Raw genomic sequence first — 23731 nt, 5'->3', positions numbered from 1 at the left:
TATGCCCATCCGTACGATAGTGAGGTGCCGCCTGAGACGATCGATGACCACGTGAGGGCGGATGCCGTATCGGGAGCCTTCGACGACTGGGGGCTGTCGACGGTGATCGACGAGAATATCGACACCCCGGTGATCCCCCGCGACGAGTTCGAACGCCTCCACGCGCTCGCCGGACTGAATGCCGTCTGGCCGATCGCCAACGCCGGTCTGCTCCACGTCTACGGGTACCTGCTCTCGACGGTGCCGACGCCCTACGGCCTCAAACGTGACCGGTGGCTGAACGGTGCGCTCGCCCTCACCCTCGGCCTGCCACGCGAGGCATTTCTCCCGATCGGTACCGGAACGCTGCTCTCCCGGGTGACTGCCGCAGTGCTCCCCCGCCTCATCGAACCCCCGAAGGATGCCCTGCTGGTGCTCGACCAGGAGTCCATCGAGGGCGCGACGGAGGTTCGCACTGTGCTGGTGGGTATACCGGAGTCCGCCGCCGTGCTTTACGGCGTGCGCGAAGGCGGGCGGATGCGGGTGATCACGGCGTTCCCGCTGGTGGCGGTATCCGCATCCTTCCGACAGTCGCTCGTGGACCAGCCGCCGAGGCTGCGCTACAACGCGGCGACGTCCACGCTGTCGCCGCGGTCGCCTCTCGCTGCGAGCTTGCGCACCCAATAACCGAGGAAGGCGGCACCCGCCTCGTCGTGGATCGCGTCGCCCTCCACGATCACGCGATACGGCCGCTCGAGAATACCGTCGGCGGGCCGCACGTCCACGTGCGCCACGTCGTAGCCCGCTCCGTGCAGGTGGTCGGCCATGAGATAGTCGCTTCGAGAATCACCGATCGACCGCCAGAGGGTCGGCAGGGTTCCGAGCCTGGCGAAATAATCGAGAGCACGCGCGGCACCCCGGTCTTTATCGAGTAGTACTGACTCGATGTCGGTCGAGATGATGGTGGGATCGAGTCGGAACGGCACGTTGCCTGCAGCATCCGGAGCCGATCGGGTTCCCAGCTTCACCCCAAGCCCGGCGGCAGCGATAAGGGCGAAGGCGGCATCGTTGAACCAGGACTGTGCATGCTGGTACGTCTCGGCAGTGACGTCGGTGCGCTGTTCGACCGAGATCATCGCGCGCTTTGTCTCGTCGAAGAACATCGTGTCGGAGAATCCATCGGCCACGAGCGATCGCACCGCGTCGACAATCGAGGCCGGCAACGCGACGCTTTCTTCGACAGTCACCTCTCCCATTCCTGCGCTCGTAATCGGCGCCCAGGATGCGCCCTTCTCGAACACGCCGAACATCCGTGCGCCCGGTGTTGCCAGGGCAGCCGCGAGTCCGACCTGGAGCAGGGGCGCGATCACCTGGTCGCGGATGAACGTGTCCGAGCGCCCCGTGACGAAGGCGATCGGCACACCCGCCGAGGTGAGAGCCACGAGGTCGTCGAGGATGCTGGGGATGCGGATGCTGCGGCTCACCGGGCTCGCGAGAGGGCCGTCCACGTCGAAGAGCAGACCGAGATTGAGCATGCTAATTACCCCCGTGTTCGACGGTGATGCGAGCGCCGTCGAACGCGGCGGATAAAAAAGTCAAACTACTTGTGATCGTGACCGTAGTGTTCGTTGTTCGCAGAACGTCCGTGTTCGTCGTTCGCGCCGCCGTGGCTGTGCCCGTCATGCCCGGCTTCGGTTCCAGCGCTCGCCTCGACGAAATCGCCGTCCTCGGCCGAGCCGGTAACGGGAGCGGTGAATTCGGTCATGTCGACCTCGACGCCATTGGAGTCGACGACCTTGGCCTTCGAGAGCACGATTGCCAGCGCCTTACCGCGGGCGACCTCACCGATCATTCCGGGAATCTGGCCGTTGGAGTCGAGAACCTTGATGAACTCGCCCGGCTCCATGTTGTACTGGGCCGCGCCCTGAATCAGGTACTGGGTGAGCTCGTCCTGGCTGACCTTGACCTCTTCGGCCTCGGCAATCGTGTCGAGCAGAATTTGGCTGCGGAAGGTCTTCTCGCTCGATTCGGTGACCTCGGCGCGGTGTTCGTCATCCTCGAGGCGGTTCTCGTTTTCGAGGTGACGCTGCACCTCGTCGAGCACGAGCTGCGGGGGAACCGGAATCTCGACGCTTTCGAGCAGCTTATCGACCACCTGGTCGCGTGCCTGGGTGCCCTGGCCGAAGACCTTCGAGCGGCTCACCTGCGCCTTGATGTCGTCTGTGAGCTCGCCAATCGTGTCGAACTGGCTGGCGATCTGGGCGAAATCATCGTCTGCGGTCGGAAGCTCGCGCTCCTTCACGGCGAGGAGCTTGACGGTGATCTCTGCGGATTCGCCCTCGTTGTCACCGCCGAGAAGCTTGGACTCGAAGACCGTCGTCTCGCCGGCGCTGAGGCCGTCGAGGGCCTCGTCGATGCCGTCAATGAGGTCGCCGGAGCCGACCTCGTACGAAATTGCGTTAGCGGTGTCGACCTCGTTGCCGGCGATGGTGGCGACGAGATCGATCTGGGCGAAATCACCGGTGGCAGCGGGCCGGTCGACCGTAATCAGAGTGCCGAAACGCGAAAGCAGGTTGTGCAACTCGGTCTCGACCTCGTCATCCGTCACCTCGATCGCGTCGACGGTCAGGACGATGCCCTCAAGGCTTGGCACGGTGAACTCGGGACGCACGTCCACTTCGACGGTCACCTCGAGGTCGCCGGAAAAGTCCTTCGTGCTGGGGAGGCCAGTGACATCCGCCTCGGGGCGACCAAGCGGACGGATCTTCTGCTCTTCGATGGCCTGGCGGTAGAACTTGTCGAGGCCGTCGCTCACCGCATGGTTGAGTACCTCGTCGCGGCCGACTCGCTGGTCGATGATGGGCGGCGGAACCTTGCCCTTGCGAAAGCCCGGGATGTTGACCGACTCCGCGATGTGGGTATACGCGTGATCAATGCTGGGCTTGAGCTCGTCGGGAGTGACTGAAATGCTCAGCTTCACTCGTGTCGGGCTCAACTTCTCGACCGTGGTCTTCACGTTGGTTCTCCTGCTTGCTCTCTAGGGCGTGCAATGTGTGGGTTGTGCGGTTTCTGTCGGGATGACAGGAGTCGAACCTGCGACATCTCGGCCCCAAACCGAGCACTCTACCAAGCTGAGCTACATCCCGATGGGCCCGTCTGGCCCGATGACCCGGCGACGCAACGCTGCTAAGCGCCGGAAAATAGGCCTCGGCAAGCCTATCGCACCGTTTCTTCGCGCTGGTTCTCGCATCCCCCCTCATGTAATAAGGTTAAAACCGCGCAATCGGCCTAGGCCGGAAGCCACTGGGGATGTAGCTCAATGGTAGAGCCTCAGTTTTCCAAACTGATGGCGCGGGTTCGATTCCCGTCATCCCCTCCCCATGATCACCCGGATGCATGCAGACGAGGTCCCTGTAGACGAGCAACTCGTCCGCCGTCTGGTACGGGACCAGTTTCCGAACTGGGCCAGCCTGCCAGTGTCGCTCGCCGCGACGGGAACCGTCAACGCAATGTACCGGCTCGGCGATTCGATGGTGGTGCGACTGCCATTCGTGCCGGACTCGACCGGAATCGGCTTCGAGGCCGAGTGGCTGCCGAAAATCGCGCGGGAACTGGATGTCGCGATCCCGTCCGTGCTCGGAATCGGCGAGCCGACATCCGCGTATCCCCTGCCCTGGCTGGTACTCAATTGGCTTGAGGGCGACATGGTGGTGCCCGGTGAGCTCGAGAATGCCGACGAGCTGGCATTCGATCTCGCCGTCTTCATCACCGACATGCGGCGTCTCGAGCCCATCGGCGCTCCCGCCGGATACCGTTGCGGTCCCCTCCATCCGCTCGACAGCGAGGTCAGGAAATGTCTGTCTCAGGTCGGCGATCTCGTCCGTGTCCCCGAGCTTCTCCTGCTCTGGCAACGTGCCTTGGACGCCCCATCGTGGGCTGGCGCTCCCGTATGGGCTCATTGTGATCTGCTCTCCGGCAACGTGCTGACGTTGGAAGGACGGCTCAGCGGCATCCTCGACTTCGCGGCCGCGGGAGTCGGTGATCCGGCCTGCGATCTCATGGCGGGCTGGAGCATGCTCCCGGCAGCTTCTCGAGAAATCTTTCGCGAACTACTGGGCATTGATGACCACGAATGGGATCGCGGCCGAGGATGGGCACTGTCCCAGGCCGCGATTGCCCTGCCGTACTACCGGAACACGTTCCCTGCAATGGCGGCGACATCACTACACATACTGGGTGAGCTCGGAGGCTGAGGCCGGGCCTTTTGCTGCCGGGCTGGTGGCGCGATGGCTACGCTCGATCTCGATCTGCACGTGGTTTGGTCTGCTCGGTTCGGTCAGGGTGCCGCGGCGATGCGGGTTGCTGGTTCGGTGATGTATCGGTGTCTGGTGGGGGAGGTCCATTCGAGGTCGCCGTCGCCGAGGTGTTCGACCGTCCACCGGGTGTGGTGTTTCTGGTCGTGGTGTTTCGGGCAGAGGTGGGCAAGATTGTCGTGGTTCGAGGGCCCGTGATACTGCCAATCTTTCGTATGGTCCAGGTCGCAACGCCGGGCCGGGGCACCACATCCGGGCGCCCGGCAGGTTTCGTCCCGCATCCGTAGCCAGGCCCGCAGGTCCGGTGGGATCGTGTACCGATCACGGCCGAGGGACAGCACCGCGCCGGTCTCGGGGTGGGTGAGAATTCTCACGAAACCGGGGGCATCGGCGGCAAGGTTCCGGGCGGTATCGAGGTCGATCGGACCGTAACCCTCCAGGACCGCCGGCTCCGTGCCGTGGCCGAGGAGGGTGAGCACTGGCACGGTGATCAGCACACGAGCACGGATGCCCCGCCCAAGACCCCGCCGGGAGGAGTGCGCGGCACCGGCTGCAGTACCGGAGTTAGCATCCGACGCGGCATCCGACGCGGCATCCGACGCAGCATCGGGTGCAGCATCGGGTCCAGTATCGGTTTGGCCGTCGATGAGCAGGTCGCAGAAGACATCGGCCCGCAACTGGGTGAGGGTGCGCCCCTCGTCCGGGCCTTGGAGGTCGGCTGCGATATCTGTCATGCGGGTGTAGATGGCGTGGGCGTTGACCGCGGGAAGGTACGCGGTGAGCCAGGCCATGCCATCCCGGGTCGGATCCAACCTCAGCTCACGCTTGTCCCGGCAGTTGCTGTGCCGCACCTCGATGGACTCCGGATGGGTGCGCTCCCGCACCATGCGAGCCCGGTATTCGAACCGGCTCACGGTGAGTTTCAGAGCGAACGGGAGCGCGGACTCCTCGAAGGCCCGGCGGGACTCGGCGGGAAGGGAGTTGGCGTGGTCGATCATCACTTGCGCGTGGCGGTAACTGATCTGTCCCTCGGTGAGGGCCGTCATGGTCGCGGGTAACTCCCGCAGCAGCGACCGGCTCTCTTCGATGAGAGTCTCGGTGCTGCGCTCCGGCAGGCGCAGAGCCGCAGCAAGCTCGCTCACCAAAGACCGCCGGGCCACATGGGAGGCAGACCACCGGCGAACCAGGGACGTGTCCGCAGCCATCAGGGAGGCGGTGGCCTCACTCCAACTGCGTGCCTGGTCGATCAGCGCGGCCCGCGTGGCTGCGGCCCGCGCGATCACCCGATCGGCCTCGACCACATCGTCGATCAACTCGCCCATCGTGTCGAGAAAACTGGCCGCTAGAGCAGCAGGGAGTGCAACAGACGCTGGGAGTGCAACAGCAGCTGGGAGTGCAACAGAAGCTGGGAGCACCGAGGACGCGTTCAGCAGCAGGGAACCCGGCCCGCGATCCAGCCCGGAGACGGTCGTCGCGGTGGTTTCCATAACCGAATCCCACACCACACCACCGACATTCCGCGCCGATTCAGCCGGGAACCAGAGAACACGTGAGCAGGATTGCTCATACGAAACTGGGAAGGAGAAGAACGGGCAAGGGACGGCGAATCCCGATACCCTCGCGCGGCGACCCACCCGGTCCGAACCGGCTCGATATCGTCCCGTGCGGCACCCGTTGCCCGACCTCGCACGCGAAATAATCGAGATGTTCACGGTCGGCGACGGCATCATAGATCTCCCCACCGGGGCCCTCCAGAGACCGCCAAGAATTTCCAGCTGCTGCGCAAGTCGATCGAAACGTTGGTGGTTACCGGGCAATTCGATGCCGGTGGCCGCATGCTCGCGTTCCCACCATCCAGCACCCAGGCCAAGTTCCACACGTCCGCCGCTCATCGGATCGTCGATGTCTCCCGCGCCAGCCCAATCCCACCGAAGAACCGCCGCCAGACGGGTGGTGATGCGCGAGCATTCGGCGGAAATACTCGACCAGGGTGACGTCGAAACCCTGCATTCGAACTTCTGCCCCTTCAAAAATGGGCGGTTCGAGAGTTTCATCAAGATAACGCAGGCGGGAAAGGACCGTAGCTGCACGAAGCGGGAGGTCGGCGGGAATGAGCGTAAACAATGGGCCGGATGACGCGCATCGACGTCCCTCCGGTGTATCCGATGAGACCGTCGAAGCCCTGGGGAAGTTGTCAGAGGCGTTTGAAGTCGTCGAACACGCTCGAGGGCTCTTGTACGGCTTCCATCGGCTGACGGGAAGAGCGGACCTGGCACTGGGAGAAGCTGCCCGGCTGATGAGAGTGGCGGGGCACCACACCATCGCCGACGAACTCGAACAGAAAATCGTCGGGCGGAATGTCATCGACGGACGATGGACCTTCCAAATCGTTGAGGATTACGACGAAAACTATTACGCCCCCCTCAGAGATGCCGAAAACGATGCCCGACAGGACCTCGTGGGCGGGAGGCGCCACCTTTATGAGGCCGAGATGAAGGAAGACCGCCGCACACACGGTGCGCCTCACCACGAAGCACAACCGCCGGAGTTGTGGACGGAGTAGTGCCAAGCGGCTTGGGCGAACGTGAGCCCACCACCCGCACACCCCCATTCGACAGCACCGCAGGCGCTCAGTATCACGCCAGTGAAGAAACGCCGACAATACGCCCATTTACGAGCACCTGCCGATGTCACAATCGTGAAACTCGAGCTGCCGGACTGTGAGTAACAATTGCGGAAAACGAGGCTATGAGCGGGCAGTCGTGTTGGGCAAACAATGCTCGCTTGACTGATTAGACTCTGGGCACCCGTATGGCTTCACGAAGTTAAAGGACACAACGACGTGCACGATTCTTCGACCCTTCACTCGATACTCATCCGAGGCGGAGCAATCTGGAGCGGCATCGACGGAGACTGTGACCACAGCGCGGTCGCGATCGTTGACGGGGTGATCACAGCCTTCGATCACGATGCTCTCGAGTGGGCGACCACCACCAGCCCAGAGGTCGTCGATCTCGCCGGCGGTTTTCTGATGCCCGCCTTCGGCGAGGGCCACGCGCATCCGCTATTTGGTGCTTTGGAATCGGACGGTCCCCAGGTTCGGCGCTGCACCACCGTCGCCGAAATCGTGGCTGAGGTGGGACGCTGGGCGGCGGAACATCCCGACGTTGAATGGATCATCGGGGCTTCCTACGACAGCAGCCTCGCCCCCGACGGCCTTTTCGATGCGCGGTGGCTCGACGAGGCTGTCGCCGATCGTCCGGTGATGCTGCGGTCGTGGGATTACCACACCGTCTGGTGCAATTCGCGTGCGCTGCACCTCGCCGGGGTCACCGCGTCATCCCCCGAACCCGAGCTTGGCGAGATTCCGCGCCGTGCGGATGGTGAACCTCTCGGCACCATGCGCGAGTGGGGAGCCGTCGATCTCATCGCTGCGGTGGTGCCGCAGCTTCCGCTCGATGCCCGCGTTGTCGCGCTTCATCGTGCGACCACGTACTACGCCAGTCTCGGGTTCACCTGGATTCAGGATGCCTGGGTCGAACCGGACGACATCGATGTCTATGTCGCTGCGGCGGCGGGCGGTCTGCTCTCAACCCGCTGCAACCTGGCACTGCGCGCGGACCCATTGCGCTGGCCACAGCAACTCCCGGAGCTGCTCGCCGCGCGCGAGCGCATCGTGCGGCTGAAACATCCACTGCTCACCGCAGACACCATCAAGTTCTTCGCCGACGGTGTAGTCGAGAATGCCACAGCAGATCTGCTCGAGCCGTACCACAGCGACCCTCACCATCACGGGATGGCTGTCTGGCAGCCTGCTGCGCTCTCTGCCGCGGTCCAGGCAGTGGATGCCGCCGGCTTCCAGGTGCACATTCACACGATCGGAGACGCGGCCGTGCGATCGGCGCTCAACGCGATCGACAACGCACGGGCACGCAACGGCGAGCGGGACCGCAGACCGGTGCTCACGCATGTGCAACTCGTAGACCCGGCAGACATCCCCCGGTTTGCCGAGCTCGGAGTCATCGTCAACGCTCAACCGCTCTGGGCCCAACTCGACGACCTCATGACCGTATTGACGGTTCCCCGGCTTGGCGATGAGCGCTCAGACCGCCAGTACCCGCTCGCGACCCTCCGCGACACCGGAGCAACGCTGTCGTTCGGCTCGGACTGGCCGTGTTCTTCGCCGCGACCCTTTGAGGGCATCCGCGTTGCGACAACGCGCCAGACCATCGAGGATCTGCCGGTCGACGGATGGACCCCGGCGGAGAAGCTCACCCTGACCCAGGCGCTCTCGGCCTACACCGCCGGCGTCGCTGCCCAGGCATTTGCCGATCTCGCCGAGCGGCCCTGGGGAACTCTCCGCGTGGGGCATAGCGCCGATCTCGCGTTTCTCGATCGAGACCCGCGAGCGGCGGCATCCGCTGTTGCGCTCACCGAAATCGCGGTGGTACGCACCTGGCTGGCCGGCCGCGAGACGTTCGCGACCCCCTGACTTTTCCCTGTCATCGATACCCATACCCAGCAAGGAAACAATGATGTCCAGTCCTTTATCCGGAACCGCCAATGTGCCGCCTGCACGCTCGAGTGACCATGTTCACAGCGCGCAGGGAACCACCCTCCGACGGGTGCTCGGGCTTCCGTCCCTCGTCTTTTTCGGGCTCGTCTACATGGTTCCACTGACCGTTTTCACCACCTACGGCGTGGTTTCGGCCAATACTGGTGGCCGAACCTCGCTGGCCTACATTGTCACCCTCGCGGCGATGATCTTCACCGCGCTCTCCTATGCCGCGATGGTGAAGGTGTACCCCGTTGCCGGTTCCGCCTATGCCTACGCGAGCAAGAGCTTCGGCCCGAGCATTGGATTCCTCGCCGGCTTGGCTCTCCTGCTCGACTACGTCCTGTTGCCACTGGTGAACTATCTCGTTATCGGGATCTACCTGAACATCCTGTTCCCGGTCGTGCCAGCCTGGGTCTTCGTGGTGGCTTGCATTCTGCTGGTGACGGTGCTGAACATCGTCGGAATCGCCTCGGTGGCCAGAGCAAGCAACATCATCGTGCTGGTTCAATTCATCTTCATCGCCGTGTTCGTCGCGATCGCCGTTGCCTTCATCTTCTCCGGGAGCCACAGCATCGACCTGGCCGCCCCGTTCGTGGGTGACGGAGGGAAGAACGTCACGTTCCCCGCGCTGATGACCGGCGCCGCGGTGCTCTGCCTCTCCTTTCTTGGGTTTGATGCCATTTCCACCCTGGCCGAAGAGGCCAAAAACCCGAAGCGAGACATTCCGCGGGCGATTATCATCGCTACGGTCGGGGCCGGCCTGCTGTTTTTGGTGCTTGCCTTCATCAGCCAACTCGTGTTCCCCGGTACGGCATTCAAGGACCCGGTATCCGCCGCGAGTGAGGTCATGGCCAAGGCTGGCGGCGATTTCCTCAATATCTTCTTCATTGCCGCCTATGTCGCCGGTGCGACCGGGTCGGCAATCGCCTCCCAGGCATCCGTTTCGCGAATCATGTACAGCATGGGGCGAGACGGCATTCTACCCAGGCGCATCTTCGGCACGCTCTCGGCTCGGTTCAAGACGCCGGTGATTTCGATTCTGGTGATCTCGGTAATCTCGATTATTGGGGTGAATGCCAACGTCGACCTGCTGTTCTCGGTGGTGAGCTTTGGCGCTCTTGCCGCATTCTCGGTGGTCAACCTGTCGGTCATCAAGCGCTACCTCTGGGATGAGAAGCGCCGCAGTGGCCGGGACGTGTTGCTCTACGGCGTGCTTCCCGGGGTGGGTTTCCTCCTGACTATCTGGATCTGGACCAGCCTCACGGCGAGTGCCTTCACGATTGGGCTGATCTGGCTTGGCGCCGGGTTCGTCTATCTCCTCTTCATGACGAAGGGCTTCCGGAAGAAGGCGCCAGAGGTCGAGTTCTCGGACTCGCTGTAACGAGCGGCTTCGCCCCGGACGAAATGCTGGCACGGGAGATTCCCCGGGCAGCAATTTGTCGTTATGGCCTGTTCGCTCCGAATCCGGTCAGTACTTGCGCGGGCGTTGACCTCGCCGGGGAACGATTACCTTTGAACCATGACGCCTCCTGACACCACCATGCCAAGCGAGGCAGACGCTGCCCCCGCCACCCTGACTTTTTCCGAACTCGGACTCACCGACGCTGTACTCAAGGCGCTCAAGGATGTCGGTTACGAGACCCCCTCGGCCATCCAGGCCGCGACCATCCCTCCTCTGCTGACCGGTCGGGATGTCGTGGGCCTCGCCCAGACCGGTACCGGGAAGACCGCCGCGTTCGCGCTCCCGATTCTCTCGCGCCTGGATCTGGCCCAGAAGAACCCGCAGGCGCTCGTGCTCGCGCCGACGAGGGAGCTCGCACTACAGGTCTGTGAGGCGTTCGAGCAATATGCCTCCGGTATGCGCGGGGTGCACGTGCTTCCCGTTTACGGCGGCCAGGCCTACGGCGTGCAGCTCTCTGCGCTGCGACGCGGCGTCCACATCGTCGTCGGCACCCCCGGGCGCATCATGGACCACCTCGCCAAGGGCACTCTCGACCTGTCCGAGCTCAAGTATTTGGTGCTCGACGAGGCAGACGAGATGCTCAAGATGGGCTTCGCCGAGGATGTCGAGACAATTCTCGCTGACACCCCGGACGACAAGCAGGTCGCATTGTTCTCGGCAACGATGCCTCCACAGATCCGACGCATCTCAAAAAAGTATCTTCATGATCCGGCCGAGATCACGGTGGAGAACAAGACCACGACCTCGGCGAACACAACGCAGCGCTACCTGATGGTGTCCTATCCGCAGAAGGTCGATGCCCTCACCCGCATCCTCGAAGTCGAGAACTTCGAAGGCATGATCGTGTTCGTGCGCACCAAGAACGAGACGGAGACCCTCGCCGAAAAACTGCGAGCTCGCGGGTACTCCGCTGCCGCGATCAGCGGCGACGTCGCCCAAGCCCAGCGCGAACGCACCGTGAACCAACTGAAGTCGGGCAAGCTCGACATCCTGGTGGCAACGGATGTCGCGGCCCGCGGCCTCGACGTCGAGCGCATCAGCCACGTAATCAACTACGACATCCCCATCGACACCGAGTCATATGTGCATCGCATCGGCCGCACCGGACGGGCAGGCCGCAGCGGTGCCGCGATCAGCTTCGTCACGCCCCGCGAGCGTCGCCTCCTTGACGCGATCGAACGGGCGACCCGCCAGCCGCTGACCCAGATGCAGCTTCCGAGCGTCGAAGACGTCAACGTCACTCGGCTGGCTCGCTTTGACGACGCGATCACCGAGGCACTCGGACAGGGTGACCGCGTTGCGGGTTTCCGCGACATCATCAGCCACTACATCGAGCACCACGATGTGCCAGAAGTGGATGTCGCGGCCGCGCTCGCGATTGTTGCCCAGGGCGAGACACCCCTGTTGCTCTCCCCCGAGCGACAGCGTCACGACCGTGCCGAACGTGCCGACTGGGGCGACCGCCCCGAACGCACCGACCGACCGGAACGAGCCGACCGCACCGAACGGCGTGCACGCCCCAACGCGGGCCCGATGTCGACCTATCGCATCGAGGTCGGCAAGCGCCACAAAGTGGAGCCCCGCCAGATCGTGGGCGCGATCGCGAATGAGGGGGGCTTGAGCCGCGAAGACTTCGGGCATATCAAAATCCTGCCCGACTTCTCGCTTGTCGACCTGCCGGCGAACCTGCCGGGTAACGTGCTTGAGAAACTGAAGGGCACTCGCATCAGTGGCAAGCTCATCGAGATCCGGCCGGATCGCGGCGGGGCACGAAAAGACGGAGCCCGAACGGAGGGTGCCCGAATTGACCACGGCGCCGATCGACCGCCGCGCAAGTCTTACCGGGACTAACACCTCGCCCCGCACCGAGCCGCCCACCCGTACCATTGGTGCGCACCGGTGAGGATGAACCGTTGATTGCTTCGCTGCGTCACGATACGTGACCTTCCCGTTCCGCTGAACCGTGTGGACGACAGCGAAGCCACTCTGCTGTCTGTCGAAAAAGTCACTGTCAGGCAATCAACCCGACTGGTTGCTGGATCGCCTGGACGATAGCTGGTCAGCGGCATGAAAGGATTCGCCTGGTTATCATCCAAGCGCCAGACAGGCCCACCCTGACTACTCTTCGTCACGCTCGTTCTGGGCGTCACGGTTTTGGCGAGGCGGGCGGCCCCCTACGGTATTGGGTCGCCAGGTTTCGGGGCTGATTGATCAGCACGACGCGCTCCACGCCGTCGAGTTGCACGGCCTACAAGCTCGACAATCGTCCCTATGACGATGACCGTCGCGATGGCCACGACGACCGCGATCAGGGGATTGCTCCGAAAGAGCGATCCGGCAAAAACTGCCACTATCACGTGATAGCTCGTGTAGGCCGCTGAGGCGAGGAGGGCGATCGGCAAATACCGAACGAACGGGAGCCGTGAGGAGCCAGCCGTCATCGTCACCGCAACGCGAGCCACCGGTACGAACTTCGCGGAGACGAGAAAGAGAACTGGCCTGCGCAGGAGCCCCCGTTCGGCCCACCGAAACATCGCGACGAGTCGCGGCCGCCTCATCCATGCCCACCGCATCGTACCGAGTCGCTTTCCGTTCGCGTAAGCGACAGCGTCTCCGGCGGTGCTCGCAATAATCGCGACCGCCAGCACCAGCCACACAGGGGGTCCGTGGCCCGCAGCGGACAGGGATGCCAGTGTGACCACCGCGGTCTCCCCGGGGACGAAAGGGAAAAAGCCATCAACAATGAGAAGAGCAGCGAGAAGTACATAGGCCAAGGGGGATGCGGCAATTCCGATGAGCACATCGACCAGATTCATTGAGACACCCACGAACCCTAGAGCTGAGCGGCAGGACGGCCAGGATCAGCCGGGGAGAGGAGGCCGCCGATCACGGGGAAGCCTGAAAGACGCCCGAATCTCAGCGCCGGGAGGAAAGACGCGCGGCGCACAGCAAAGAAGCCGGTCATCGGATCAGACCACGAACCCAACTTGAGCGGGAACGTAGCCCACGCGAGCACCTCCGCTCCCAACGATGCAATCGCGCCGGCCGACCCATCGAGGCCAGCCGATGAACCACCTTGAGCGTGTCGGGAGGCGATAACAACATCTGCCCCGGTGGACTTGCCCGCAGTCACGAGGACGGGCATCATCTCCGGCGGATGTTGCAGGTCCCGATCCATCACGATGACCCCATCCTCCGTACCTTTCCGAATCCCCGCAACGACCGCTCCGAATAGTTCACCAGCGGGCTTCTTCCGGTGGACCGGGTACACATCCGCGCGGGAGTCGACCTGAGCGATTGCCCGAGCGATCGCCCGTGGGGTGTCATCCGTCGAGTCATCAACACAGACGATGTCGTCTCGAACCGGGTCTCCGCTGCAACTATTCGCGTGACGAGTTCCGGGATATTCGCTGCCCCAGTGGATGTGGGCACAATCATGGAAATGTCCATCTCGAACCTTCCCTTCGAAAACCGGCGCGTCGCCTCCCCCAGTTTATGACGCGGGATGGCCTCTCAGACGGGACCGAAAAAGGCAGGCTGGACTGCCAGAACCGTCACGCAGTGCGCACCAGGGAGAAAGCGTGACGACGAGAAAACCGACCTGAGAGTTGATGACCTTCTCGAGGGTGGTGTGCACAGTGGGTATCGGTCTGAACTCCCCGTGGAAATTTCGGTGCAGAGTGCGCCGTGGTGAACCGCAATAATTCGTGAAATTCGCCTCGGGACCGGTCAGAAAGAGCAGCAACAGGCGAGCGCAATACAGGAGGCTCCGGTTGACGCTCAGGAAATCGGAAGAGGTCTCGCCCATGGTGGGCGACCCAATTCACGGCGCTGCATCGCCGGCGCTCTGCGTCTATTGGTGGTGATGGCCCCAATAGCTCGGCCGATGACGAAGGTGTCGCCCCGCTGTAACCGGAGCAGTGCTCACCGGTCCGGTTACCCAGCGCGGGAATCGCGATCACCCCGACGAACAGCACGCCAGAGGCGAGGCAGCCGAGGTGCAGTGTCCGGCCTGTCAGATCCCCGGCCGCGTTTCCGAGGGCACAGAGCGGGTTACCGCAAATGGGAGAACCACGGCGATGGTGACGACGACGACGACACCAACGCGAACAGCGACGGCAGGTTCGATCGAACGGACCACAAAGTCCGAGGCGGGCTCACCCATTCCCGTCGTCAGCGCCTTGACGATCCAGAACATGGCCGTGACCTGTGGCACCTTCACTGCAGAAACCGGCGCGAAACTTCGCAATCACACTAGCGGGGGGCTTGTCTTCACGCCGCGAAGCATGTCGTTCAAGAACTAAGAAAGACCTGAGAATCGAACGGCTTCGACGTTTATCGAAATTCCGCTTGCGCAGACTTGGAGCACCATGATTCCTCTTCACATCCCCGCGGGGCTCCTCGATCCTCAGTCTCTCATCTCGGGTGCCGGCGCCTGGGGCCTGGTGATCGTGTGCGCTGCGGTGTTCGCCGAAACTGGCTTACTCGTGGGGTTCTTTCTTCCCGGCGACACCCTCTTATTCTTCACCGGCGTGCTCACCCTTGGCGGCACCATCCGGCAACCGCTCTGGCTGGTCATCCTCCTCGTAGGCATTTCTGCGGCGCTTGGCGACCAACTCGGCTACACGATCGGGCGAAGGTCGGGGCCCGCTGTCTTCGAGCGCCGCGAGTCCGGGCTATTCAGCCGAAAGAGCGTTAGTCGCACGCAGGGTTTCTTCAATCGATTCGGACCGGTCGCGGTAACGATCGCCCGATTCGTACCTGTCGTGCGCACAATCGCTCCTGTCGCTGCCGGTGTCGGACGCATGCCACGTCGGCTTTTCACCGTATTTAACCTCGCAGGAGCCGCACTCTGGTCCGGATTGATAATCCTTCTCGGATTCGGGCTTGCTCATGTGCCGGGAGTGACCGACTTTGTCTCGCAGTACATCGACATCGTCTTGATCGTAATTGTGGTCGTTTCCGTCGTGCCGATCGTCGTGCGAGAGATCATCGTGCGCAAACGGGCTGTGCCATCGCACGATGCCGAATGACCAACCGGTTTAGGGTCGCTTCGCAGTCGGCCGCCACTGTCAGATCGACCGCTTATCTCGCACACGCTGCGTGCCGGTGACCGCGTAGAACTCGACCACAGCGGCTCGGTTGTAGGCAACCCCGTCCAGGAACGAGGGCCGCACCTCTTCCCGAAGGAATGCACGCATCCCTTCCGCGAGCCCCTTATCGCTCTGCGGCACAATCCGAATCGCCGAATCGGGGAGCGCATCGTGAACGGAGTCGAACTCTACCGAAACGATGGGCATACCGGCGAGCGCGGCTTCGAGGAGCACCATCGGTTGACCCTCGTAGTTACTGGAGAGCACAAAACAGTCGGACGCTGCGAGCACAGGGAAGGGATTCGGGAAGGGACCAACGACGAACGCGACGAGTGACAGGCCAAGTGTGTCGATCAACGCCTGAAGTTCGCCGCGAAGAGGGCCATGGCCGATGATCATCAATCGGACCACAGGGTGTTCTCGATAGACCTCGGCGAAGGCGCGGATGAGTCGAGCCTGGTTTTTCTCCGGAGAGAACCGTCCGACAGTTGTGAACCACACCGAGTCCACCCGCTGCAGTTCGTCGATCCAGCGGCGGTCATCCTGCTCCGGTGTCTCGTCTTCGTTGTGATAGTTCACGACCGACGATAACGGGCTCGCGAGTCCGTTTCGCACATGCGATTCGTCCACAAGGTTGCGGGCGAAGACGAAACATTCCTGGCGGAGTCCGTATGGCGGGCCGAGCGCTTCACGGTTGATCCGGGCGAGGCTCGCCGACACGGAAACCAACGAATCGAAATCCCGATACAGGCTGAATACCGCGGGAAGGGAGCGCTTCATCCGGCGGCGACTTCCGACGAACCGGCTCTTCTCCAGTGCCAGGTCATTGTGCAGCCAAATGGAGCGAAACCCGCCAGGGGAATGAAGAAGAAGCGATGCCCAGAAAGCGGTGTATCCACTGAATTCAACGACTGACTCGAATTTCGAGTCGCCGAAACAGCGCGCCCACTCGCTGCGCCACATCCGTTGCTCGTTCATCGTCTCTGGCCGTCTCCGGAGCGCGGGGTAACGCTCTTGAAGTCGACGAAACACATGCGTGAATTTGCTGCCATTCATACCACCGACCCGAAGAAACTGTCGCACCTCGACTGGTATCCGCTGTTGGTTTGACAGTTGCTGGGCGCGACGAGGACGGTTGAAAACGACGGAGACGTCATAGAAGCTGTGATCGATCGCGCCGAGCAGGTTGAGCGCTGAGTTCGTGATGCCATTGGAGCGCATTCCGCCCAAGCTCAGCAGCATCGAGGTTCGGAAATCCTCCGCAAGGGACTTCGTTCGAGCGTTCAGGGTGAGACCGCGGAAGACGAGGTCGACGATCCGGCGTGCGGCGACACCATCGTCATACGGCGCGAAGCGCTCCTTCCAGGCCGAGGCCACGGCGCGATAGCTCTCGTCGCCGTCGGCAGAGCTCAGCGAGCGGATCGCATCGCCCGCCTCGGAAACTGTGTGAGCGACCGGCCCGGGGAGCTCGTCGAGGGGAAAATACAGGCCCCGGGATGCGGAGTAGTCCATGTCATCCGGAGTGAAGAAGACCAGGGGTCGGTCGAGTGGCAGAAAGTCGAAGAAGATCGACGAATAGTCGGTCACCAGGATGTCGGTGAGACCGAGCATCACATTGGTCGGCATATCGTTCGAGACTAAAATCTTGCTCAACTCGGGTCGGTCAGCCGCGAATCGGTGCACAACCTGATGCGTTTTGAGCAGTACACGGTAACCCTCACCGACTTCTTTCTGGAGCGCCTGTGCCTGCGCGAAGAGATCACCGGCATCGTCCGCGGGGGAGCTGAAATCAGTGCCCTTCCAGGTGGGCGCGAACAGGATGACGGTGCGGTTGCCGAGGTCGATTCCGTCGTCCGCCAGTCGCGACCGCGCCTCAGCCGCCTCCCGCTCGTTGAGAAACTGCCGGTCGACCCGGGGGTACCCCTCTTCGATCACCAGTCCGCGAAACACACCGCGCAGTTTGTACGCCTTCTCGTACATTTGCTCTGTCATGAAGGAGTTCTGGGAGAGCAGAAAGTCTGCGGCGACGAAGTTGCGCAGTGTGTTCGCGGAGTCGAGGGCTCCGTTCGGCATGTCGTAGCCCATTCGCTTCAGCGGAGTGCCGTGCCAGGTATTGAGGTAGATCTGGCCGGACCGCTTGCTGAACTCGGCCGGAAATGTCGCATTGTTAACCAGGTATTTGCTGGTCGCCAGGGCGCGAAAGTATGCAAGGGATCGTCGCCTCACAAAGCGCACTCGAGGATTTTCGGCGAACTCCTGCTGCACCTCCGTATGCTCGGACAGACTGTTCAGCGCCCAGATGTGGCGCAACTCAGCCAGGTCAGACGATCGAAGAACTTCGCGGAAGATTGCCTCGGGGTTACACAACACGCCATTACCGGCGAAGGATTCGTAGAGTACTGTGCGCCGGCGAAGTTTTCCCCGACGGGCGAAGGCCTGGAGTTCGGCGCGGCCAGCGACTCCGACTTGCCTGAACAGCTTCACCACACGACGGAACACTCGTTTCATCGCGTTTTCTCCCTCACACCAGCCATACAAACGATTATCTCAGGGTGATTCGCAACCCTCGAACGCTTCTAAGCTTTAACCAGGACCATCCCCGACACGGCAGGCATCCGCCTTGGAGGTATCTGGGAAAGCGCCTCTACCGGTGGGCAAGGGGTGATTATTTAGTCGAGGGAGGCCGACCATGTCGAGGCTACTTGCTGGAAGTATCGGCGGCCTGTTCATCGCTGTGGCCCGCGTGAGGGGCGTCGTTGCGGAGTAACCGGGCGGGGGCGCAGACTCCCCCGAAAGTGACAGTGAATCACGACGAAAGCGACCCCGTGTCTGGGCAGCCTGCGCTCAACGCCCGCGGACCGTACGCAGTCGTCGGATTTGCGTGCCGACACCTTTCCGTCTCGTCTCTGGTGACGCTACTCCTCGGCGTATTGGCCACCGCGGTCTCCGCGGCCGGATCGTGGATTCCGTCGCTGTGGGGCGACGAAGCGGCAAGCGTGCTTTCGGCACAGCGATCACTTCCCTCACTCTTTCGGATGCTTGGCAGTGTGGACGCGGTGCACGGCACCTATTACCTGTTCCTGCATTTCTGGGTGCAGGCTTTCGGGGCATCCCCGTTTTCCGTACGGTTTCCGAGTGCGATCGCCGTCGGGGTCGCGGTGGCGGGGATCGTCGTGCTCGGCTCCCGTCTCGCAGGAAACCGCGTGGGCGTCATCTCGGGAATCGTGGCCGTGTTCCTGCCCCGAATCACTGACATGGGAGAAGAGGCTCGCGGTTACGCGATGTGCACGGCCGGCGTCGTCTGGCTCACCGTCCTTTTGGTGCAGATCGTCAGTCTCGAGCGGCCGAAAAGACGGCTGTGGCTTGTCTACTGCATCGGGCTTGCCGCCTGCGGTTATCTCTTCCTGTTCAGCCTGCTGATCGTGGTCGCGCATGCGGTGATCGTGCTCGGCACCCGGCAGCGAGCCGTCCTGAGGTCATGGGTACGAGCCACCCTCGGAAGCGTTGTGCTTGCCGGTGCGGTGATCGGATTCGGTATTCACGAAGGTGGCCAGATCGCGTTTTTGGCGACCCGCGACAATACGAACATCCACACTCTCCTGGTGACCCAGTGGTTTGGTAACGACCTGATGGCCCTTGTCGCCTGGACTCTCATCATCACGGCGATCGCCGTCTGGGCAATCGGCGTCTATCGCACGCACCGAGACCCTGGCGAGCCCAGCGCACTCCGAGATTCCCGCGCCAGGAGGCCGGCCCTGGTACCGCTGGCCGCGACCTGGCTCCTCGGCCCTCCCGCCATCCTTCTCGCGGTCAACTCCGTGCACGCGGTCTATTCCTCCCGCTACCTGTCGTTTGCCGCCCCGGCCGCGGCGCTCCTGATCGGATGGCTCCTTGCCCGGGTCCGTCCGCAGATCGTGGCGATCCCCCTGCTCGCGCTTGTCGTGGCATCCTCGTCGATCAGCTATCTGGCCCAGCGCACACCCTTTGCCAAGAACAACAGCGATTGGTCGCAGATCGCTGACACCATCAAGGCCAACTCCGAACCCGGCGAGGGAATCCTGTTCGACGAGGGCACTCGACCGTCCCGCGCCCCTCGACTGGCCTTGCGCACCTATCCGTCTGCCTTCACCGGGCTGATGGATGTCGCCCTGAAGGCTCCGTGGTACGACACGACCAACTGGCATGACTCCGTCTATCCCTCGCCCGCCATCGCGGCGCGAATCGGCTCGATGAAGACGCTGTGGTTGGTCGAGTATCGACTGCCTGGTACTCAGGCCGGTACCTATGACCGATCCATCCTGTCGTCGTTGGGGTTCGTCATCGTTGCCGAGTACCCCCAGCACAGCAGTGTGGTGCTCAAGCTCACGCGTCGGTGACCGCCCCGACCGCCCGATAGAACTCGCTGAGCGAGACTTCGTCGCGTGCGGCCCAGTCGAGTGAGGATGCACCGAGCTCGCCTTCGAGAAACTCGACCATACCGTCAGCGACGGCTCGATCATCCGCCGCGACTTCGAGCACGCCGCTCGACGGCTTTCGGCCGTCGTCTCCGCCGGCAACGGTGACAATCGGAAGCCCGAGAACGCGAGCCTCCAGGACCACCCGGGGATCTCGGGTGTACCCGGTGAAGACGAAACAGTGCGAATGCCGGAGAAGCGAGAAGGGATTTGCGCGATAGCCGGCGAGCCAGACGGCCCCGGAGAGCCCGAGAGCGACGACCTCCGACGCCAGGCTCGGGGCCAACGGACCATTGCCGATCACCAGGAGTCGCGACTCCGGGGCGACAGCGTGAACCAGGGCGAACGCGCGCAAAAGTCGGGACGGGTCGTTCTCGACCGACAGGCGACCGAGGGAGGCGAAGATCCTGACGTCTCCCGCTGAGCCGGTTTCGGCCAGCCAGGCCGGTGTTGGCGAGTCGGACACCGGCGAGTTCGATGTGGGCGAGAGGTCATCACCGAAGGGGATTGGCAGTGCGGCATCCGCCAAAATCCGCCTGCCTCCGATGAGGGATGCCGCCGAACACACCCGCTGTGAGCTCCCACGCACCGCCGGCGAGTGCGAGACCAGGTGATCGTAGGCGTCATACAGGGGGCGGATCTTCGCGAGCTCGTCTGCGCGGTAGGCCAGGTCACTTCGCAGCCAGATCGAGCGTTCGGAACCGGGGCTCCGCAGCATCAGTGACGCCCAGAACGAGCTGGTGCCAGCAAAGTCCAGTGCGAAGTCGAAGGTGGTCAAGCCGAAGCATCGGTCCCATTCATCCCTCCAGAGTCCCGTCTCGACAGCCGAACGCGCCACCGATCCCTGGCCAGCGAATCGGGTCGAGCGTAGTCGGGCAAGCGACAGTTTCGAACCGTTCATCCCACCGACCCTGGCGAACTGGCGTACCCGCGGACTCAGTAGTCGCTGCTGGTCCCGCGCCGATCGCGCGCGCGTCGGCGGGAAGACGATCGAGACATCAAATCGACTGTGGTCGATGCGGTCGAGGAGGGCGAGCAGTGCGGAAGTCACCGCGTTCGGTCTCATTCCGCCGGCGTGGATGAGCATCGTGCGGCGCCCGTCATGGGCGATCGGCGTGACCGCATAGCCGGCGGTGTTTCCGCGAAACACGATGTCGACGATCCGTTGCGTCGCGTGTCCGTCGTCCCGCGCGACGAACTTCGCCTGCATTGCCCGGTAATTCGCGGCGACGCGGCTATCGACGCCCGCCCGATCGAACTCGTTCACCGCGTCAGCGAGCTTCTCCACCGTTTCGACCACCGGGCCCGGCCATTCGGCCGGCGCAATGTACAGGCCCCGATACCCGGCATAGTCGGCGAGGTCCGGAGTGAGGAAGAAGATGGGGCGGCCCGTGGCGAGGAAGTCGAAGAAGATACTCGAATAGTCGGTGACCAGCACATCGGTGATACCGAGGATGACATTCGAGGGGATCTCATTCGGGATCAGCCGCCCCGCTAGACCGGGAATATTCGAGACGAAGCGATGGACCACCTGGTGCGTCTTCAACAGCACCACGTACTTCGTCGTATCGATCAGGGATTCGAGGAGCTCGATCCGGGCGACCAGTTCGCTGATGTCGTCCTCCGGGAGGGAGAACGAAGTTCCCTTCCACGTGGGCGCGTAAAGAATGACCCGCCTGTCGCCGATTGCGACACTCCCGTTCATCAGTCTCGCGCGGGTAGCAGCGACGCCCGTCTCATCCAGCAACTGGCGGTCGACTCGCGGATAGCCCTCCTCAATGACCAGGCCCCGGTAGATCTGGCCCAACAGGTGGGCCTTCTCATACAGGTGCTCGGTCATGAAGGGGCTCGTCGAAAGCAGGAAGTCCGCCGAGAGAAAGTTGCGGATCACATTGGTGACGCGGGTCGCCGAGGCGTCGATGTCGTATCCCATGCGCTTGAGCGGGGTGCCATGCCAGGTGTTCAAGTACTTCTGGCCCGACCGCTTGCCGAACTCGGGCGGAAACGTGGCGTTGTTGACCAGAAAGCCGGCAATGGCGAGCGCCCGGAAGTAGGCGAAGGATCCGGGTCGCACGAACCGCACTGAGCGCGACCTTGCGAATTCGCGCACGGCGGCCGGATTCTCCCGCTTGCTCGCCAGGACCCAGACGTGGGTGAATCCAGCGAACTCCGGTTCGTCGAGCAGCGCCCGGAAGATCGCCTCCGGATTACAGAGCATGCCATTACCGGCGAAGGACTCGTACAGCACCATCCTGGGGCGAACGGCCCGGCGTCGCCAGAACGCGTAGACCTCCGTCTTCACGGCCTGGAGCACACGTTGAGTCAGGTTGGCACTGCGACGCCGGACGGCGGAGAATCCTGGCACCGCCGACATCCTGATCACCTATTCACTATAAAGATCTGCCGAGCCTCCCGCGCAGCGTAGAAGACGATCAGGTAGCCCGCCAGCGCGTCCGCCCACCACCATCCGAGGTAAGCATCGACCAGCACGGCCACGAGCACCGCGACAGCCAGCATCCCGTCGATGAAAGTCACCCGCGCTTCCATCGCCAGCACCGGATTGCCGAGCCCACGGCCGGTGCGATGTTTTCCCCCCGCCAGCGCGAACATCACCAGAGCCGTGAGGGCCGTCCAGGCGATTGCCCCGACGCCGGGGTGAGCGTGATGCTGGGTGACCAGGGCAACGCTCGACTGCACGAACAGGTAAAGGGCGAGGGCCACAAAAGCCACACCGATCAAGCGGAGAGCACGATGCTGGCGCTCTGCGCCGGACCCCGACAATTCCCAGATCACGACGACGCTCGCTCCGATCTCGATCAGGCTGTCCAGCCCGAATCCGGCGAGTGCGACGGATGACGCGCTCAGGGCAAGCACAGCGAGAACGCCGACCCCCACGACGTTCCAGCCCAGGGTGGCGAACTCCAGGATGAACCCTCGACGGCGAAGGGTGCCGACGCGATCCTCAGAGGCGGACATTGCCCACCCCGAGCACGCCGAACGCTACCAGCCAAACGAAAACCGATGTGCTCGCGAGGCTGAGCAGGATGTGGGCGCGTTCTCCGGCCAGCGCTGACGGTAGCGAATCACTTCGTCGCTGATCTCGACGTCGCTGATCTCGCCAATGACTGACGAAGAATGCGAACGCAAAGGCAAGCATCGTCAGGGTGATGACACGGACGAGAGCGGAGGGTGGTTGCCCGAGCACGAGTGCAGACACCTGGTGGAATGCGATCACTCCCCACGGCACGATGCCGATCGCCGCGCCGAACCAGAGCGGAAGCATCCGCTCGCTCGCCGACCGGACAGCTCGCTCCTGGAGCACACTGAACAGCGTCATTCCGCTGGTGATTGCGTAGCTGAGCACGAGAGCTCCGATATCGCTGATGCCGTTCAACTGGGCGACGAGGAAGAGGGTGATCGACGAGCTGAAGACAAATTCGATCCACCGGGCTGTATGCCGGTTGGAGAACACGCCTGAGGAATAGTGCGGGAAGACGGTCGCTATCACAACGACCAGGCGCGAAACCGCCACCAGCAGGGCGAGCACGGCCACGCCAGCTCCGATGTCGACCGCGAAGAGCACGATGCGCTCCCGGCCGTCGGGCAACCCGAGGGTGATCGGCAGGACCACGCGCGAGCGAGCCGTGGCGAGAATGATCCCGAGCACGACCGCCTGCACGAGAAGCAGCATGCCGGCGAGGCCGGACAGGCGGCGGAGGCCGGCGCCCGTTACATCCTCCCCATCACCGAGGACAGGCGCAATCAACGCCCCGTCATCCGCCATTGATCTGATGGTGCGCATTCGAGCAGCACCGCGCTAGGGGCGGGTTGACAGGCCGTTCGAACATGACGCTATTTTAGTTCGCCTGCGG

At 63.0% G+C, this 23731-nt stretch carries 18 protein-coding genes and 2 tRNA genes; 9 read left to right on the top strand and 11 right to left on the bottom strand.

The features are described from left to right. The first annotated feature begins 24 nt into the window (after window positions 1–24). Entirely contained in the window at window positions 25–666 is a 642-nt protein-coding gene (locus RCH11_RS01190; RefSeq protein ID WP_327055156.1) for an amino acid deaminase, read from the top strand. Here the strand turns inward: RCH11_RS01190 and RCH11_RS01185 are convergent. From RCH11_RS01185 to RCH11_RS01175, 3 genes are all read right to left on the bottom strand, one after another. Further along, entirely contained in the window at window positions 600–1514 is a 915-nt protein-coding gene (locus tag RCH11_RS01185) for a hypothetical protein (protein ID WP_327055155.1), read from the bottom strand. The genes RCH11_RS01190 and RCH11_RS01185 overlap by 67 nt on opposite strands. A gap of 65 nt (window positions 1515–1579) precedes the next feature. Continuing rightward, a complete protein-coding gene (tig, locus tag RCH11_RS01180) occupies window positions 1580–2995 on the bottom strand; it encodes a trigger factor (protein ID WP_327055154.1) in 1416 nt (471 codons plus the stop codon). A 56-nt stretch (window positions 2996–3051) separates the two neighbouring features. Continuing rightward, window positions 3052–3125: transfer RNA gene (locus RCH11_RS01175), tRNA-Pro, on the bottom strand. A 159-nt stretch (window positions 3126–3284) separates the two neighbouring features. On the opposite strand from RCH11_RS01175, the gene RCH11_RS01170 reads away from it, so the two are divergent. Beyond that, window positions 3285–3355, top strand: a tRNA-Gly gene (locus tag RCH11_RS01170). 16 nt (window positions 3356–3371) lie between these two features. After that, on the top strand, window positions 3372–4232 hold the full coding sequence (locus RCH11_RS01165) for an aminoglycoside phosphotransferase family protein (protein ID WP_327055153.1): 861 nt from the start codon (window positions 3372–3374) through the stop codon (window positions 4230–4232). 83 nt (window positions 4233–4315) lie between these two features. Here the strand turns inward: RCH11_RS01165 and RCH11_RS01160 are convergent, their stop codons facing one another. Beyond that, on the bottom strand, window positions 4316–5779 hold the full coding sequence (locus RCH11_RS01160; protein WP_327055152.1) for an HNH endonuclease signature motif containing protein: 1464 nt from the start codon (window positions 5777–5779) through the stop codon (window positions 4316–4318). Window positions 5780–6402: 623 nt separating this feature from the next. Here RCH11_RS01160 and RCH11_RS01155 point away from each other — a divergent pair. The 4 genes from RCH11_RS01155 (at window position 6403) to RCH11_RS01140 (ending at window position 12163) form a co-directional block, all read left to right on the top strand. Next, window positions 6403–6855 (top strand): hypothetical protein, encoded by a 453-nt coding sequence (locus RCH11_RS01155; protein ID WP_327055151.1) that lies wholly within the window; start codon window positions 6403–6405, stop codon window positions 6853–6855. A 279-nt stretch (window positions 6856–7134) separates the two neighbouring features. After that, complete coding sequence (locus tag RCH11_RS01150; RefSeq protein ID WP_327055150.1) at window positions 7135–8784, top strand: amidohydrolase; 1650 nt, start codon at window positions 7135–7137, stop codon at window positions 8782–8784. A 40-nt stretch (window positions 8785–8824) separates the two neighbouring features. After that, a complete protein-coding gene (locus tag RCH11_RS01145) occupies window positions 8825–10231 on the top strand; it encodes an APC family permease (protein ID WP_327055149.1) in 1407 nt (468 codons plus the stop codon). Window positions 10232–10369: 138 nt separating this feature from the next. Next, complete coding sequence (locus RCH11_RS01140) at window positions 10370–12163, top strand: DEAD/DEAH box helicase (protein WP_327055148.1); 1794 nt, start codon at window positions 10370–10372, stop codon at window positions 12161–12163. Between the two features lie 323 nt (window positions 12164–12486). Here the strand turns inward: RCH11_RS01140 and RCH11_RS01135 are convergent, their stop codons facing one another. From RCH11_RS01135 to RCH11_RS01125, 3 genes are all read right to left on the bottom strand, one after another. Then, window positions 12487–13128, bottom strand: coding sequence for a DedA family protein (locus tag RCH11_RS01135; protein ID WP_327055147.1), 642 nt, complete (start codon window positions 13126–13128; stop codon window positions 12487–12489). Window positions 13129–13145: 17 nt separating this feature from the next. Then, window positions 13146–13664: a glycosyltransferase gene (locus tag RCH11_RS01130; protein WP_327055385.1), complete on the bottom strand. Its 519-nt coding sequence runs from the start codon at window positions 13662–13664 to the stop codon at window positions 13146–13148. Between the two features lie 663 nt (window positions 13665–14327). Next, window positions 14328–14534: a hypothetical protein gene (locus RCH11_RS01125; RefSeq protein WP_327055146.1), complete on the bottom strand. Its 207-nt coding sequence runs from the start codon at window positions 14532–14534 to the stop codon at window positions 14328–14330. A 148-nt stretch (window positions 14535–14682) separates the two neighbouring features. Between RCH11_RS01125 and RCH11_RS01120 the strand changes: the two genes are divergently transcribed. Then, a complete protein-coding gene (locus RCH11_RS01120) occupies window positions 14683–15345 on the top strand; it encodes a DedA family protein (protein WP_327055145.1) in 663 nt (220 codons plus the stop codon). Between the two features lie 39 nt (window positions 15346–15384). On the opposite strand, the gene RCH11_RS01115 is transcribed toward RCH11_RS01120, so the two are convergent. Beyond that, window positions 15385–17913 (bottom strand): glycosyltransferase, encoded by a 2529-nt coding sequence (locus RCH11_RS01115; RefSeq protein WP_327055144.1) that lies wholly within the window; start codon window positions 17911–17913, stop codon window positions 15385–15387. Between the two features lie 287 nt (window positions 17914–18200). On the opposite strand from RCH11_RS01115, the gene RCH11_RS01110 reads away from it, so the two are divergent. Then, window positions 18201–19781, top strand: a complete 1581-nt coding sequence (locus RCH11_RS01110) for a glycosyltransferase family 39 protein (protein WP_327055143.1) — start codon at window positions 18201–18203, stop codon at window positions 19779–19781. Here RCH11_RS01110 and RCH11_RS01105 read toward each other — a convergent pair. The 3 genes from RCH11_RS01105 to heR are packed head-to-tail and all read right to left on the bottom strand — an operon-like array spanning window position 19768 to window position 23643. Then, window positions 19768–22233: a CDP-glycerol glycerophosphotransferase family protein gene (locus tag RCH11_RS01105; protein ID WP_327055384.1), complete on the bottom strand. Its 2466-nt coding sequence runs from the start codon at window positions 22231–22233 to the stop codon at window positions 19768–19770. The genes RCH11_RS01110 and RCH11_RS01105 overlap by 14 nt on opposite strands. Before the next feature lie 5 nt (window positions 22234–22238). Next, the gene (locus tag RCH11_RS01100) at window positions 22239–22835 is read right to left on the bottom strand and encodes a cation transporter (protein WP_327055142.1); all 597 of its coding nucleotides are present in this window, start codon (window positions 22833–22835) and stop codon (window positions 22239–22241) included. Further along, window positions 22822–23643, bottom strand: coding sequence for a heliorhodopsin HeR (gene heR / locus RCH11_RS01095; RefSeq protein WP_327055141.1), 822 nt, complete (start codon window positions 23641–23643; stop codon window positions 22822–22824). The genes RCH11_RS01100 and heR overlap by 14 nt, the downstream gene beginning before the upstream one ends. Window positions 23644–23731: the final 88 nt, after the last annotated feature.

Origin of the sequence: Glaciihabitans sp. GrIS 2.15, assembly GCF_035984695.1 — a bacterium.
Taxonomy (GTDB): domain Bacteria; phylum Actinomycetota; class Actinomycetes; order Actinomycetales; family Microbacteriaceae; genus Lacisediminihabitans.
Note: the sequence above shows the minus strand (reverse complement) of the source record. Positions and strands in the feature narration are given on the sequence as shown.